Raw genomic sequence first — 14,943 nt, 5'->3', positions numbered from 1 at the left:
CGCCTGTTACTTCTTCGCCATCGACTCGAACACGCCATCGCGGCGCACCCAGGCGTGGTACAGCGCAGCACCCAGGTGCATCAGCACGGTGGCGAACAGCACATAGGCCAGCAGGCTGTGGGCACTGCGCAGCGCGGTATACAGCGCTGCCGAATGCGGTGCGATCGGGGGCAGGTTGAAGCCGCTCCACAGCACGATCGGATAGCCGCCGGCGGACAGCATCGACCAGCCCAGCAGCGGCATCGCCAGCATCAACGCATACAGCAGCCAGTGCGACGCCTTCGCGGCCAGGGCCTGCCACCATGGCAGGTCGGCCGGCAGCGGCGGTGGCCGGTGGCGCAGGCGGTTGTACAGGCGCAGCAGCACCAGCAGCCCGATCGCGATGCCCAGCGGACGGTGGATGTCCACCAGGATCGGCCGCAGGTGCAGCGAGGCCATCATGGTCACGCCGATGAACAGCATCGCCAGGATCATCACGGCCATCGTCCAGTGCAGCACGCGGGCCAGCAGGTTGAAATGGCCGGGCGTTTGATTGGGCGCGTTCATTTCGATACCCCTGCCGCATCGCCGGCTTCGCCGCGCGCGGTCTCGCGTTCGCGGCGGTTGAATGAATGCGAGTACACCGCCGAGCGTGCCGCCAGCACCGCATCGTCACTGCCGCTGATTCCATCGGGCAGGATCAGTGGATCGAAGTTCAGGTCATTGCAGGGCCCCCCGGCCTGCGGCTGCATATGCGCCAGCGACAGCACGCCGGCCTGCACGCGGGCGCGTCCGGCCGGCCAGGGGGTCGAAGGGTCTTCGACCACGTCGCCGGGTCCTGCCAGGGTCACCACCAGGTTCCAGCGCACCGGCCCGCTGGCCAGCCGCGTGGCGAACTCGTCGGCCAGGTAGTCCAGTCCGGCATCGGCGCGCGCCGTTTCGTCCAGCACCTCGACCGCAGCCTGCGGCTCCCAGCTCCAGCGCACCGCCTGGCGGGTGCCGTCGGCGGCGGTGAACCAGAAGCTGTTGACGCTGTTGAACTGCGTGTTGGCCCAGCTGGTGGTCCACGGGGCGGTCTTCGCCCACTGCTGGAAGGCGCGCGCGCTGGGATACTTCTCCAGCACGGCGGCCATCTTCGCCGGGTCCGGCTTTCCGGTCGACGGGTCCGGCAGCTGCGCCTGGGTCTGTTCCAGGAAGGCCTCGGGGCTGGGCACGGCGAAGAAGGGGAAGCTGTTCATCGCCATCCGCCACTCCTGCCCGTTGTCGCTGACCAGCTGCAGGGCGATGCTGCGCACCCGTGCCTGCGCATCGGCCCCGTGCGGATCGCCGCCACCGATCGACAGCCGCCCCAGCACCGGCACGCGTGCCTGGTGGAACACCTGGGCGCGTGACAGCGCCGCACCCTGCGGCGTGGGTTCGAACCAGCCACTCACACACACGCCCTTGCTGTGCGCGCGGCGGAAGCCAGGGTGCGCCGGGCCGGTGGCTTCGATGGTGTCGGTGAAGCGCTGCGCCGTGGGCCGATCACGACCAATCCAGCCGGCCAGCCATGCAAAGGCCAGCGCGATCAGGCCGACGATCAACGCAATCAGCGCGATCCAGGGCAGCGGCGAATGCGGCCGTGGGCCGCGCGATAAGCCGCCTTTACGGGTGAAGCGGAACAAGGGCATCGACGGTTCCTGCCTGGCATGAAAATGCGCGGTGCCCACATCCTAAGCAAAAAAGGGGACGGAGGGGATTAAGTCGCATACGGCCCTGTCTGGCCACTCGCGACTTAATCCCCTCCGTCCCCTTTTTCAGGAGTCAGGCGTAGCGGGCTTTCAGCATGGCCCAGGCCGAGCGCAGGGCCAGGGCTTCGCCGCCGGCGGGGCGGCCGGGGCGTTCGCCGTCGTTCCAGGCGTACACGTCCAGGTGGGCCCAGCGCTGGCCGTCGGCCAGGAAGCGTTCCAGGTACAGCGCGGCGGTGACCGCGCCACCCATCCGCGAACCGGCATTGGCCAGGTCGGCGATGCCGCTGTGCAGGTAACGCAGGTACGGCCGCCACAGCGGCATCCGCCACACCGGGTCACGGGTCTGTTCGCCCGCCTGCAGCCACTGCTGGGCCACCGTGTCATCGTTGCTGAACAGCGCCGGCAGGTCCGGACCCAGCGCGATGCGTGCCGCGCCGGTGAGGGTGGCGAAGTCCAGCACCAGGTCCGGCTGCTGTTCACTGGCGAAGGTCAGGGCATCACCCAGGATCACCCGGCCTTCGGCGTCGGTGTTGTCGATCTCCACGCTCAGGCCCTTGCGGGTGGCGATCACTTCGCCCGGACGGAATGCATCCGGGCCGATCGCGTTTTCCACTGCTGGCACCAGCAGCGTCAGCCGCACCGGCAGGGCCTGGGCCATCACCAGCCCGGCCAGCGCCAGCGCATGTGCCGCACCGCCCATGTCCTTCTTCATGTTGCGCATGCCGTCGGCCGGCTTGATGTCCAGCCCGCCGGTATCGAAGCACACGCCCTTGCCGACCAGCACGAGAGACGGATCGGTGTCCTTGCCCCAGCGCAGCACGATCAGCCGCGGCGCCCGGTGCGAGGCACGGCCCACTGCGTGGATGGCCGGGAAATCCTGCTCCAGCAGTGCCTCACCGGTGATCGCCTCGAGCTGCGCGCCATGTGCGTCCGCCAGTGCGCGCGCGGCGTCTTCCAGCTGCTGCGGCCCCATGTCTTCAGTGGGCGTGTTGACCCAGTCGCGCACGCGCAGGCTGGCGGCGACCAGCGCGGCCACCTCGGCCGACGGGCTGGCCAGCAGCTGGGCCGGTGCACGATTGCGCGCCTTGTAGCGGTCGAAGCGGTAACTGCCCAGTCCCCAGCCCAGCTGCAGCAGGTCCTGCTGCGCCGGTTCCAATGCGGTGGCCAACTTCCACACGGTGCCTTCGGGCAGCGCGTGCGGCGCATGGGCATAGCTGTACGCATCGCCTGCATCACCGATCCCGATCACCGCACCGGCAATGCCGTGTTCGCCCGGCAGCAGTGCCACGCTGTGGCCGCTGGCGGTGAAATTCTGCGACTGCAGCCACGCCTGCAGCGCGGGCGACTGGGCGGCATTCCATGCCTTGAACTGTGCCCGGTCCAGCACGTGCAGCGGCAGCGCCTGGTCGGAGGTGGCAACGAAGCCGGTGATCTCGGTCATGGGGTCAGGTGCTCCTGGTTGCGCTGGCGGCGGGGTTGGCATCAAGCCAGTCGGCCAGCCCGGTGAGGGTGTCGAACTGCAGGTCGGGCTGCAGCGAAGGATGGTTCCAGCGGGCCGCTTCGCGGTTGATCCAGCAGCCGCGCAGGCCGGCGGACATCGCCCCGGCCACGTCCATTTCAATGTGGTCGCCCACGTGCAGCACGTGCTCCGGTGCAACACCGAGGCGCTCGCAGGCGGCATGGAAGATGCTGGCGACCGGTTTGGCGGCACCGTGTTCGCGGGCACCCAGCTGGAAGGCGAACAAGTGCGCCACGCCGATGCGTTCCAGGTCGGCGTTGCCATTGCTCAGCGCCGCCACCGGCACCCGGGCGGCGATGCGCTGCAGGGCATCCAGCGCATCCGGGTAGTACTCCACCTGGTTGCGCGCGGCGAAGAAGGCTTCGTAAGCGGGCTCCAGCAGGGCCGCGTCGGCGCCGCTGTCCTGCAGCGCCTGCTGCAGTGCCAGCCGGCGCAGCGCACTCAGGTCATGGTGCAGGTGGGGATTGTCGACGTAGGCGCGCTCGCGCAGTTCACGCATCGCGGCCTGCGGAAACATCGCGGCCGTGGCAGGACTGTGCTGCAGCATCCAGTCGTGCAGGACCTTGTCGATGCGTGCGCCGATCGGAGCGAAGGGCCACAGGGTGTCGTCGAGGTCGAGGGTGATGGCTTGGATGGGGAAGTTCACCCCGCCATTCTACGCCCGTCGCTATCGGCTTTCATTCCAGCAGCCGCGACCAGCCCTGCATGCCCTCCAGCCGTGCCAGCACCAGCTTGACGCAGACCAGCAGCGGCACCGCCAGCAGCAGGCCGACGAAGCCCCACAGCCAGCCGAAGATCATCAGCGCCAGGATCAGCACCAGCGGCGAAAGTTTCATCCGTCGGCCCAGCACGATCGGGGTGATCAGCTGGCCCTCCAGCGCGTGCAGGGCGAGGTAGCAGGCGGCCGGCAGGATCGCCTTGAGCGGATCCGGGAATTCGACGAAGCCGACCAGCAGCATCAGCGCCACGCCGATCAGCGGACCCACGTACGGAGCAAAGTTGAGCAGTGCGGCCATCGTGCCCCACAGCAGGGCATCCTGCATTTCCAGGCCCAGCAGCATCAGCGTGCCGGCGAACACCAGGCCCACCAGGCTGTTGATCACGGTGATGGTCAGCACATAGCGCGACACTTCGCGTTCTATCGACCGCAGGATATCGGTGGTGAAGCGCTGTTGCTGGCGGCTGGGGAACAAGGCGATGGCATGCCGCTGCAGGTCCTGGCCGTAGATCATGAAGAACAGGGTCAGCAGCACCACCGCCAGCACCGAGGCGAGCAGGCGCGGGGCCTGGGTGATCGCCCGGTACGGGTCATCCAGCTGGGTGCGCACCACCTGTACGCGGCGGTTGCCTTCACCGGCGGCCACGCGTGCGAAATTCTCGGCGGCCTGATTGGCCTGCTGTACCGGTTTGGTCAGGTTCTGTACCTGGCGACCGATCTTGCGCAGCTGCTGCGGGGCTTCCTGCGCCCACTCCATGGTCGGCACGACCAGTTGCACCGCCAGAGCGGTGGTGGCGCCCAGGCCGACCACGATCACCAGGATGGCACCGAGCGCGCGCGGTACCCAGATGCGTTCCAGCATGCGAAGGATGGGGTTGCCCACCAACGCGAAGAACATCGCCAGCAGGATCGGCAGCACCACCGGCTGCGCCGCCCACAGCGTGAACGCCACCGCGAGCGTTGCCAGCACGATCAATGACACCGGCGCGCGAGGCCGAGCGGGCAGTGGCGCGGGCGCTGTCGGATCGACGGGGACGCTGGAAAGGGACTCGCTCATCGTCGCACCGACAGGGGAAAAGTTCCCCATTATCCGCCCGCCGCGATCAACGCGGCGGGTTCACCGTGTCAACGCTCGGACAATTCCGTGGCGGCTTCGGCCGGGCGGGGACCATTGTCCTGCTGCCGGTCCTGGCGGCCGGGGCTGGCCTGCGGCGCAGGGGACCGCTGCACGGATGCCGCGGCCGCCGCGCCAGCGGCCGCACCTGCAGCGGCGGCTGCACCGGGATTGACCGCATCATCGACTTTGTCGGCGGCAGCATCGGCCTGCTCGGCGGCATCGTCGGCCGCACCGGCCGCATGGGCGGCCATCGCCGAAGCGAACGCGGCCTGGCCACTCGCCAGCAGGTTGGATATCGAGCCGATCATCTGCAGCCAGCGTGCACCATTGACCTTGCCGGGCATTTCCAGCTTGCCAACCACGAAGCCACTGGCCACGCCGGCGATGATGATGCGCAGCGGCGACCAGCCACTGCGCCACACCTGGCTCAGCACTCCCCAGTTGTCCTGGGTATCGGCCAGCCGTACCGCAACCACCTGCTCGCAGCGCTTCACCCGGCTGCGCAATACACTGAACTTCATGGCTTGCCCTCCGGGATCTTGACGCTGGCGTCGGGGTCTTCTTCATCACCGGGCTCATCGAACAGGCCCAGCTTGGACAGCTGCCGGCGGGTGGAATGCATGCCGGTGTGGTGGAAGAAGTAGGACACCCGCCACGCAGCCAAGCCGGTTATCGCCAGGCTCAGCAGCGAGGTGATCAGCAGCGCATGCAGCCAGGACATGCCCCAACTCTGCAACAGGGCGATCAACGTGGCGGCCATCAGCAACCACGCCGATGCGCCGAACACGATCGCCACCCCCGCCCACGCCAAGGCACGGCCGAAGGCACTGCGTGCCAGGGCAAAATCCGCCGATGCCAGGCGACGCAGCGAACGGAACGAATGCTTTGCCGCATCCACCGTTGCACGGCTGGCCTGGCTGACCTGACGGATGCTCTCATCCAGCGGCGGGGTAGCCGCTGGATCAGGCCCGTTGGCGGTGTTGTCGCTTTCGCTCACGCCGCGGCTTACTTGTCGCCGCCGCTATTGGCCAGCTTGGCAATCAGCCAGCCGGCAGCGAAGGCGACGCCGAACGACGCCAGGGGACGCTCGCGGATCAGCTCAGCGGCGCTGTCGACCAGGTCCTTGCCCTTGTCCATCAGCGCATCGACCTGTTCCTTGGCAGCGGCACCGCCGAACTCGGCAGCAGCCAGGCCGGACAGGGCGGTATCGGACAGTTCAGCCTTGACGTTGGCCTTGCCGATACGAAGTTCATCGCCAGCAGCACCCGTGGCGCCCTTGATGGCGCTGCCTGCCGCGTTGGCGGCCGACTTCAGGTGGGTGGAGGCTTCGCCCAGGTGGTCCTTCAGGTTTTCGGTATTGGTGGGGCTCATCGCAATCTCCTGCTTCAGTGAATAAGGCGGCCGCCATCCGGACATGCGGGATGGCCACGGACGACATGGATACCATCGCCCGGGTATAGGGGGCGTTACGGTACGTCACGCCATCAGCGCATGACCAACTGCCCCCTGGCATTGCCCCGCACGATGCGCAGCACCAATTGCTGGGGAGGCTGCTGGAAGTTGGCCCGCCAGCTGGCGAGGTCGGCGAATTCACCTGCGCTGGCCTCGGTCACGATGTCGCCCTTGGCAAGGCCGGAAGCGGCAGCGCGGCTGCCGCGGGTGACCTCGTTGACCAGCACGCCGCTGAGCCCTGACTGGCGCAGCGACTCGGGCAGGTCAACGAAGGTGGCACCGCCCAGGCGCGGATCCAGCGTGTCGCCGCTGATCGCGCGCGCCTGCTCCTTCAGTGTGGCCCTGACCTGCACCGGCTTGCCATCGCGACGCAGTTCCAGGGTCATCGTGCTGCCGACCGCCGCGAGCCCTTCGATGTTGTGCAGCGCCTGCGCGCTGTCCACGCGCTGGCCGTTGGCGGTCACCACCACGTCGCCGGCACGCACGCCGGCCGCCGCTGCGGCCGATCCGGCCAATACCCGGGTGACCAGCGCACCGCGCGCTTCGCTCAGCCCCAGGCCCTGCGCCAGCTGCGGGGTCAGGTTCTGGCTTTCGATGCCCAGCGTGCCGCGCACCACCACCCCATGCTTGACCAGCTGGTCGACCACGTTGCGCGCCAGGTTGGACGGAATGGCCAGGCCCAGGCCGATGTTGCCGGCCATGCTGCCCTGCGGGTTGAAGCTGGCGGTGTTGATGCCCACCAGCTGCCCCTGCAGGTTGACCAGCGCGCCGCCGGAGTTGCCGGGGTTGATCGACGCATCGGTCTGGATGAAGTTCTGGTAGCCCAGCCCGCGGATGCCGCTGCGGCCCACGGCCGACACGATGCCCGAGGTCACGGTCTGGGTGAAACCGAATGGATTGCCGATGGCGACCACGAAGTCACCGACGCGCAACTGGTCGCTGTTGCCCAGGGTGATACCGGTCAGGCCCTGCGCGGGGATGCGGATCAGCGCGATGTCGGTGTCCGCATCCGAGCCGAGGAATTCGGCCTTCACCGTGCGTCCATCGGACAGGGTGACCTGCACGTCGTCGGCGTTGTCGATGACGTGGTGGTTGGTCAGTACCAGGCCCTCGGCGGCATCGATGATCACGCCCGAACCCAGCGATTCGTTGATGCGTTCCTGCGGCACGTCCGGGAACAGGCGGCGGAAGAACGGGTCTTCGAAAAACGGATTGCGCACGCGCACCACCTGCTTGGTGTTGACGCTGACCACGGCCGGGGTGACCTTCTCCAGCATCGGTGCCAGCGAGGGAACCGGCTGCCCGGCGACCGCAGCGGGCAGCGCGCTGGTGGCCGGGATGGTGATCGGCGCCGGCGCTGCTTCGGCGCGGTTGTCCAGGTGTGCATTGATGCCGCTGGCGACAAAGCCGCCGAAGGCTGCGGCCAGTGCGAGCGTAAGCAGGGTCGGAATCGGTCGCATGGGAATCGGTGTCCGGGCAGGAAGTGGAGTAGAGCGCGCTCGATGCTGCAGGCGAGGCCTGCAGGGAGCTGCGGCAGGGCCGCAGAAGTGTCTCCCGCGCTGGATAAACATGCCATGAAAGATGCGGTCCGGCACATGGGAACTTGCGCAGTTCCGCGCAAACTCCGCTGCCGGTGTCGTATCGGCAAGCGGTCCTGCAGGATCGCGGCGGCTGCCCACGGTGATGCCGGCCGTGCAGGACGCCTGACGCCAAACCACTTGAAAACGCGGGTTTTCCAGTTGCCGTGCGCATCGATGGTCGTGCCTGGTCGCAGCCATCGTGGTGGCGCGCGCTTGCGCCTGCGCAGTTTCCCGTTCCACGATGCACCTTGCCGGTATAGCATCGCCTCCGTTTTGACATTCCAGCCCCTCAGGAGGGCAAATCATGAGCAACGGTAATGGTGTGACGACGACATTGAGCGAGACCGTCGAGACTGTAAAGGAAGCTGCAACCAACGTTGGCGAGACCATCGCCCACACCGCCGAAGACGCGGTGGCTGCGGTCAAGACCACCGCCAAGCGCGTGCGCAAGGCTGCCACCACCCGCGTGGATGCCGCCAAGAAGGCCGTTGCCAACGTCGAGAAGACCGTCGCCAAGCAGGCTGACAAGGCCGCCAAGTCGGTGGGCAAGTCGATCTCCAAGGCCAAGCAGAAGCTGGAAGCCGCCAAGCAGAACGCACAGGCCGAATCGGCCGCGCTGAAGAAGGTCGTCGCCAAGAAGAAGGCCGCCGCCACCAAGACCGTTGCCAAGAAGGCTGCCGCAGTGAAGAAGACCACAACCAAGAAAGCTGCCGTGGCCAAGAAGCCCGCTACCAAGAAGGCTGCGGTTGCCAAGAAGACCGTCGGCAAGAAGGCCGCCGTTGCCAAGAAGGCCGTCGGCAGGAAGACCGCGGTTGCCAAGAAGACCGTCGGCAAGAAGATCGCCGTTGCCAGGAAGACCGTCGGCAAGAAGACCGCGGTTGCCAAGAAGACCGTCGGCAAGAAGACCGCCGTTGCCAAGAAGACCGTCGGCAAGAAGACCGCCGTTGCCAAGAAGGCTGTCGCCAGGAAGACCGTCGGCAAGAAGACCGCCGTTACCAAGAAGGCTGTCGCCAAGAAGACCGTCGGCAAGAAGACCGCCGTTACCAAGAAGGCTGTCGCCAAGAAGGCCGTCGGCAAGAAGGCCGTCGGCAAGAAGGCCGTCGGCAAGAAGACCGCTGTCGCCCGCAAGGCCGTTGCCAGGAAGGCAGCGCCGGTGAAGAAGGCCGCCCGCAAGGCGCCGGCCAAGAAGGTCGCCACCCGCAAGGCTGTGACCAAGCGCGGCAAGTAAGCGCGCCGGGCGCCCCTGTCGCCGACGGGCGGCAGGGGATGTCGATGATGATGCGCCTGCACACACGTGGCAGGGCATCATGGAGGCCTCGCCAAGGAGTGCCCCCTCATGCGTGGTCTCGATTTCAGTTCATGGCAGGCCGTGCTGTCCACTCTCGGTGGACTGGCCATCATCACCCTGCTGGGTGTGGGTATCCGCCTGCTGGTGATGCAGACCCTGCAAGCGCGACGCGAGCGCGAAAACCGCCAGATCAATGAACGGCTGCGCACCTTGATGGCGGCCTACAAGGTGCTGGGCGGATCGTTCACCGGCGATCTCGATGTCGATCCTTCGCACCTGCGCCAGCTGCGCGAACGCGCACACCAGCACGGCATCAGCGAGCCCGGTTCGGATCGGGCGCGGCGCATCCGCGATGCCGTGGAAGCGGCGTTGTCGGACATCCTGCTGCTGGGCACCGACGACCAGGTGCGGTTGGCTGCGCATGCCGCCACCGAACTGTCCCAGGGGCGGCCCGTGCACACCCATGCACTGGTGGTTTCGCTGCGCGACTTCATCCGTGGCGCGCTGGACCTGGCGCCCATTCCCAGCGGATTGGAGATTCCGCACCAAGGCCCGACACGTCCCGCATCCGGCGGCGCTGCCAAGGGCCGCGCCGATGCAGGCGAGCGCGGCGGCAAGGCCGGTGGTGGCGGAGGCGGTGGCGCCGGCATGGGCGCGATGGGCGGACTGGGCGCCGGCATGGCGGTCGGCACCCAGGGCGCCAGCGAGGCGCCGGAATCGCTCTGACCGGTTACGGCAGTTCGACGATGGGGGCAAAGCCGCCGAAGATCATCCGTTGTCCGTCGAACGGCATGGGATTGTTGGTTGGATCCATCCGTGGATCGTCCATCATCCTGGCCATGCCGCTGTCGCGGGTGGCTTTGTCCGGCCACTCCACCCATGAAAACACCACGGTTTCGTCGTCCTTGGCTTTCACTGCCCCGTAGAAATCCGTGGTCTTGCCGTGCGGTACGTCGTCGGCCCAGCACTCGACCACCCGCGTCGCGCCCAGCTCCAGGAATACCGGATCCATGCTGCGCGCGTGGTCGATGAAGGACTGCTTGTTGGCGGTGGGTACGGCCAGAACGAATCCGTCGATGTAGCTCATGCCTGTGCTCCGGATGGCCTGCGGATGCAGGACCTTCATGGGTATGACGAACGAGTGGGGCCCAGAACGACATCCTCCAACCCATCCGCCCTCGTCCCGGCTGTTTACGCCCGCACCCCGTGCCTGCGCGTGAACACCACTTGCACACCAGAAGATGAAAAGCGCGCGCGTATGCCTGAAAAGAGCTGAATAGCAGCCAAAAATCGCTTTCCTGCTTTCAGGATGGGGTTAGGTCAAAAAACGGAAACTTTACATCCCCCGATGCGGCGGCGTTCCGGCGCTGCTGCAACAAACCAGAAAGACAAGAGGTTGTACCCATGAAGATGTCCCTGATTGCCCTGGCCCTGGCTTCCGCGCTGCCGTTCGCTGCTTCGGCCGCCGAAAACCTGTCCTACAACTACGCCGAAGGCAACTATGTAAAGACCGATGCCGATGGTGGCAAGGCAGACGGTTGGGGCGTCAAGGGTTCCTACGGCGTGCTGCCGAACATGCACGTGTTCGGTGAGTTCAACCAGCAGGAAGTGGACGCGACCAAGCAGGACGTCGACCAGTGGCGCGTGGGCGTGGGCTACAACGTTGAGATCGCACCGTCGACCGACTTCGTCGCGCGCGCTGCATACAACAAGTTCGACGCCAAGCACGGCCTGGATTTCAACGGCTACAGCGCTGAAGCCGGTGTCCGCACCGCATTCGGCCAGCACGCCGAAGTCTACGCACTGGCCGGCTACGAAGACTACAGCAAGAAGCACGGCGTCAATCCGGAAGGCGAGTGGTACGGTCGCCTGGGTGCGCAGGTCAAGTTGAACCAGAACTGGGGCATCAACGGCGACATCAAGATGAACCGTGATGGCGACAAGGAATGGTCGGTCGGCCCGCGCTTCAGCTGGTAATACCGTCGCCGCATGCCCCGCGCATGCAGCCTGCTTGAACAGACAGGCCCGGCATTGCCGGGCCTGTCTGGTTTCCGATACCGCCCGGCGCGTACGCCAGGTTACTGGCCCTGGTACTGCTTCTCTTCCACCAGCGCCGAGCCGGCCAACCGGTTGATCTCGTTCTTGACCTGCACGCGCTCGCCGTTGGTGCGGTACACCCCGCGCGCCAGCTGCACGAAGGCATCGTCGAACACCTGCGCTGCTTCCTTGTCGCGCAGCTGGTCCTGGATGTCCCACATGCGTTCGTTGATCACCTTCAACTGCTGCTTGAGTGCCTCCAACGCCGGCTGGTTGCTGCGCTGCGTCGCGTACAGCGGCAGCAGGCCGTCCAGTTCGGTGCGCACGTTGGCCAGCTTGGCCGCATCGTCGATACGCTCGGCCTTGATTTCCAGGATGGTGATCTTGTCGATCAGCTCACCGATCGATACAGGGGTCAGGATCGCGTCCACGCAGGTGCTCCGTTCAACAGGCCTGCATGATAGCGCGCACCCGCCATGCCGATGCGACGCCACGCTTTACGCGGGTTTTGCGCGCAACCGCCGCCGCCGCCCTCGATCGTTTACGCCGCCGGCTCCCACACTGCGCAGCTCCGGTGGCAGGGCCACCCAGCAGACAATGGTGATGGGATGAAGTGGCAAGCAATGGGCGGCGTGGGCATGGCCGGCGTGATGGCAATGAACCTGGTGGCTGTGGGGGAGGCCAAGGCCGATGTCACCGGCACCCTCGCGCTTGCCAGCGATTACCTCTGGCGTGGCAGCTCCCAGACCGGCGAAGAGGCCGCCGTGCAGGCAGGCGTGCGTGCCACGCATGGCAGCCGGCTGTATGCCAGCCTGTGGGGATCCAACGTATCGTTCGAACCGGACAGCGGCGCACGCAGCGAGTTCGATGCGGTGCTCGGCTGGAGTGGCGAGCTGGTGCCGGACTGGAGCCTGGATGCCAACGCCGCGCGCTATCTGTATCCGGGAACGGGACGCGCCCTGGACTGGACCGAGCTGTCGGCCACTGCGACCTTCAAGCAGCGCGCCTGGCTGCAGTTGGCGCACTCGCGCGACGCGCTGGCTGGCGGCCACCCCGGCACCTACGTGCAGATGGGCATGCGCCTGCCCTTGTCAGAGGCGACGCGTCTGGAAGCGGCCTACGGCCATTACCGGCTGGCCAGCGCACAGGCCCGCGATTACCAACACGTGCAGCTCAGCGTGATCCACGCCATCGCCCCGAAGTGGGAACTGCGTGCCACCGGCCACGCCACTGACAGCGCCGCCCGCCAGCTGTTCCCCGGCAACGCCGGCACCCGGCTGGAGGTGGCCCTGCAGGCCAGCTTCTGATCCCGGCACAGCCGCCGAGCATGGCTCGGCGCTACCGCACCTCTGCAGGCCGCCGGGAAACCGTCCGGGGGTCGGGCGGGGTGGGCTTGGCGGGACGCTGAGCCGCATGGATGCGGCGACGCAGCCTACAAGGACGTACTTGCGGCGTGTCCCGCCAAGCCCATCCCGCCCGACCCCTGCGCCGTATGCAGCTGTCGCTCTGGAACCAGAAGCGAGCGAATCAGCCGTTCGAAGACGAACCGCGCACGCGCAGCACCAGGCCCTTCAGGAAGTAACGCATCAACTGGTCACCCGCCTTGCGGAAGTGCTTGTGGTCGCGCTGGCGGAACACCGCGCTCAGCTCCGGCTTGGAGACTGCGAAGCCCGCCGCCTGGAAGATCTCCTGCAGGTCCACGTCACGCAGCTGGAAGGCCACGCGCAGCTTCTTCAGGATCAGGTTGTTGTCGATGCGCGTCTCGATCGCGCGCTGCGGCTGGCTCTCATCGCGACCGCGCAGGTGCACGATCAGGCCATCCAGCACATGGGCCAGCGCCTCGTCGCTGCAGGGCTCGGCACCGGCTTCGTTGTCCGGCTTCAGCCAGGCATTGACCTGCTCGGCGGTGACCGGGAAGGCAGGGTCGGCCAGCTCGCACAGCACCACTATGTGGTTGTCGCTCAGGTCCAGGGCAAAGCGCAGGCTGCGCAGCACATCGTTGTTGATCATTGTCTTCCACACCGCCGGCAGGGAGCGCCGGGACCCGTATTGTACCGCCCGCGCCGCTGTCATCCTGCGGTCATCGAACTGCAGCACAGTGCGCCCCTCGACCCCTGAAGCAGGATTGCCCGCCATGCGTCCCTGGATTCCCTTGCTGCTGGCCGTCTTGCCGGTCGCCTACCCGGCGGTGGCGCAGGACCGCTATGTGCCGCTGGAGCAGCGCATCGACGCGGCGCGGCTGGCCGACGTCGGCCTGACCCCGGACCAGCTGCAGCAACTGAACCGCCTGCTGCGCGAAACCCAGCCACCGGCGCCGACGGCAGCCGACGCGCCGCCGTCCACCGACCGCGCCACGGCGACCGCCGCCGCGCCGATGTTCATCGGCTTCGACGACGGCCCGATCAAGGCGCATGCCACCGGCACCATCAGCGGCTGGCAGCCGGGCATGCTGTTCACCCTCGACAACGGCCAGCAATGGCAGGTGCTGAAGGGCGAAATGACCCTGCGCCGACCGCTGCAGGATCCGCCCATCGAGGTGGTGCCCGGCATCGCCGGCCGCTGGTTCCTGCAGGTGGATCCGGACCTGCCGAAGGCGCGCGTGTTCCGCGTGCGCTGATCGCGGGCGACCGATCCGGCAAGGCAGGTGGACGCTGACAGTGCCAGAATATCGGCCTGGATCTTTCTGGAGTTGCCTGATGACCCGTACCGTCCTGATCACCGGCGCCACCTCCGGCTTCGGCGCTGCCGCCGTCCACCGCTTCGCCAAAGCGGGCTGGAAGGTGATCGCCACCGGCCGTCGCGGTGAGCGCCTGCAGTCCCTGGTGGACGCCTATGGTGCCGGCCAGGTGCACGCGGCGGTGTTCGATGTCCGTGATGCGGTTGCCATGGAAGCGGCACTGCTGGCGTTGCCGCCGGCGTTCGGGCAGATCGACCTGCTGGTCAACAATGCTGGCCTTGCGCAGGGCACGCTGCCGGCCCAGCACGCCAAGCTGGAGGATTGGCGCACGATGATCGACACCAACGTCACCGCGCTGGTCACGCTCACCCACCGCCTGCTGCCGCAGTTGGTGGAGCGCAAGGGAGCGATCATCAACATTTCTTCGGTGGCCGGCGTCTACCCGTATCCGGGCGGCAATGCCTACGGCGGCACCAAGGCCTTCGTCAGCCAGTTCTCGCTGGGGCTGCGTTCGGACCTGCACGGTACCGGCGTGCGGGTGACCACCATCGAACCGGGCATGGCTGAAACCGAATTCACCGTGGTGCGTACACATGGCGACCAGGCCGCGTCGAACAAGCTGTACACCGGCGCCAACCCGATGACTGCCGAAGATATCGCCGAGCAGATCTACTGGGTGGCCAGCCTGCCTGCGCACCTGAACATCAATCGCCTCGAACTGATGCCGGTCAGCCAGTCGTATGCCGGTTTCCAGGTGGCACGCGAAGGCTGAGGCGGGCGGTCACCGCTGGCTGACCCGTCCTGCCATAGGTTGACACCTATGGGGTGGATGATCCGGCCGTCGTC

Annotated in this window: 18 protein-coding genes; 6 read left to right on the top strand and 12 right to left on the bottom strand. The window is 66.9% G+C overall.

Annotated elements, in window-relative coordinates:
- Positions 1–6 precede the first annotated feature (6 nt).
- The 9 genes from IFT63_RS13625 to IFT63_RS13585 form a co-directional block, all read right to left on the bottom strand.
- Positions 7–546, bottom strand: a complete 540-nt coding sequence (locus IFT63_RS13625; protein ID WP_192084640.1) for a cytochrome b — start codon at positions 544–546, stop codon at positions 7–9.
- Positions 543–1,649: a catalase family peroxidase gene (locus IFT63_RS13620; RefSeq protein WP_042613314.1), complete on the bottom strand. Its 1,107-nt coding sequence runs from the start codon at positions 1,647–1,649 to the stop codon at positions 543–545. The genes IFT63_RS13625 and IFT63_RS13620 overlap by 4 nt, the downstream gene beginning before the upstream one ends.
- 133 nt (positions 1,650–1,782) lie before the next feature.
- Complete coding sequence (locus tag IFT63_RS13615) at positions 1,783–3,150, bottom strand: leucyl aminopeptidase family protein (RefSeq protein WP_192084638.1); 1,368 nt, start codon at positions 3,148–3,150, stop codon at positions 1,783–1,785.
- Between the two features lie 4 nt (positions 3,151–3,154).
- Positions 3,155–3,874 carry an HAD-IA family hydrolase gene (locus tag IFT63_RS13610; RefSeq protein ID WP_192084636.1) on the bottom strand — a complete coding sequence of 240 codons (720 nt, stop codon included), beginning with the start codon at positions 3,872–3,874 and terminating at the stop codon, positions 3,155–3,157.
- A 31-nt stretch (positions 3,875–3,905) separates the two neighbouring features.
- Positions 3,906–5,003 carry an AI-2E family transporter gene (locus IFT63_RS13605; protein WP_042613317.1) on the bottom strand — a complete coding sequence of 366 codons (1,098 nt, stop codon included), beginning with the start codon at positions 5,001–5,003 and terminating at the stop codon, positions 3,906–3,908.
- A gap of 68 nt (positions 5,004–5,071) precedes the next feature.
- Positions 5,072–5,584, bottom strand: a complete 513-nt coding sequence (locus IFT63_RS13600) for a protein sip-5 (RefSeq protein ID WP_192084634.1) — start codon at positions 5,582–5,584, stop codon at positions 5,072–5,074.
- Complete coding sequence (locus IFT63_RS13595; RefSeq protein ID WP_042613319.1) at positions 5,581–6,060, bottom strand: phage holin family protein; 480 nt, start codon at positions 6,058–6,060, stop codon at positions 5,581–5,583. Before IFT63_RS13595 ends, IFT63_RS13600 begins: the two co-directional genes overlap by 4 nt.
- A gap of 8 nt (positions 6,061–6,068) precedes the next feature.
- Positions 6,069–6,434: a hypothetical protein gene (locus IFT63_RS13590; RefSeq protein ID WP_191770559.1), complete on the bottom strand. Its 366-nt coding sequence runs from the start codon at positions 6,432–6,434 to the stop codon at positions 6,069–6,071.
- Positions 6,435–6,547: 113 nt separating this feature from the next.
- Positions 6,548–7,975 (bottom strand): Do family serine endopeptidase, encoded by a 1,428-nt coding sequence (locus IFT63_RS13585; protein ID WP_042613321.1) that lies wholly within the window; start codon positions 7,973–7,975, stop codon positions 6,548–6,550.
- 424 nt (positions 7,976–8,399) lie between these two features.
- Here IFT63_RS13585 and IFT63_RS13580 point away from each other — a divergent pair, with 424 nt between their 5' ends.
- Both IFT63_RS13580 and IFT63_RS13575 read left to right on the top strand, forming a co-directional pair.
- A complete protein-coding gene (locus IFT63_RS13580; protein WP_192084632.1) occupies positions 8,400–9,323 on the top strand; it encodes a histone in 924 nt (307 codons plus the stop codon).
- A 108-nt stretch (positions 9,324–9,431) separates the two neighbouring features.
- Complete coding sequence (locus tag IFT63_RS13575; RefSeq protein WP_192084630.1) at positions 9,432–10,109, top strand: hypothetical protein; 678 nt, start codon at positions 9,432–9,434, stop codon at positions 10,107–10,109.
- 4 nt (positions 10,110–10,113) lie between these two features.
- Here the strand turns inward: IFT63_RS13575 and IFT63_RS13570 are convergent, their stop codons facing one another.
- On the bottom strand, positions 10,114–10,470 hold the full coding sequence (locus IFT63_RS13570) for a DUF1428 domain-containing protein (RefSeq protein ID WP_192084628.1): 357 nt from the start codon (positions 10,468–10,470) through the stop codon (positions 10,114–10,116).
- A gap of 317 nt (positions 10,471–10,787) precedes the next feature.
- On the opposite strand from IFT63_RS13570, the gene IFT63_RS13565 reads away from it, so the two are divergent.
- Positions 10,788–11,360, top strand: coding sequence for an Ax21 family protein (locus tag IFT63_RS13565; protein WP_192084626.1), 573 nt, complete (start codon positions 10,788–10,790; stop codon positions 11,358–11,360).
- A 101-nt stretch (positions 11,361–11,461) separates the two neighbouring features.
- Here IFT63_RS13565 and IFT63_RS13560 read toward each other — a convergent pair whose 3' ends face one another.
- Positions 11,462–11,851, bottom strand: a complete 390-nt coding sequence (locus tag IFT63_RS13560) for a DUF6165 family protein (protein ID WP_042613325.1) — start codon at positions 11,849–11,851, stop codon at positions 11,462–11,464.
- A gap of 177 nt (positions 11,852–12,028) precedes the next feature.
- On the opposite strand from IFT63_RS13560, the gene IFT63_RS13555 reads away from it, so the two are divergent.
- The gene (locus IFT63_RS13555; RefSeq protein WP_342450498.1) at positions 12,029–12,727 is read left to right on the top strand and encodes a TorF family putative porin; all 699 of its coding nucleotides are present in this window, start codon (positions 12,029–12,031) and stop codon (positions 12,725–12,727) included.
- Between the two features lie 220 nt (positions 12,728–12,947).
- Here IFT63_RS13555 and IFT63_RS13550 read toward each other — a convergent pair whose 3' ends face one another.
- Entirely contained in the window at positions 12,948–13,430 is a 483-nt protein-coding gene (locus IFT63_RS13550; protein WP_042613327.1) for a DUF1456 family protein, read from the bottom strand.
- A 124-nt stretch (positions 13,431–13,554) separates the two neighbouring features.
- Here IFT63_RS13550 and IFT63_RS13545 point away from each other — a divergent pair, with 124 nt between their 5' ends.
- Complete coding sequence (locus tag IFT63_RS13545) at positions 13,555–14,037, top strand: hypothetical protein (RefSeq protein WP_192084624.1); 483 nt, start codon at positions 13,555–13,557, stop codon at positions 14,035–14,037.
- 79 nt (positions 14,038–14,116) lie between these two features.
- Positions 14,117–14,869 (top strand): SDR family NAD(P)-dependent oxidoreductase, encoded by a 753-nt coding sequence (locus tag IFT63_RS13540; protein WP_192084623.1) that lies wholly within the window; start codon positions 14,117–14,119, stop codon positions 14,867–14,869.
- Positions 14,870–14,943 lie beyond the last annotated feature (74 nt).

It is taken from the genome of Stenotrophomonas sp. CFBP 13724, assembly GCF_014841975.1.
GTDB lineage: Bacteria > Pseudomonadota > Gammaproteobacteria > Xanthomonadales > Xanthomonadaceae > Stenotrophomonas > Stenotrophomonas lacuserhaii.
Note: the sequence above shows the minus strand (reverse complement) of the source record. Positions and strands in the feature narration are given on the sequence as shown.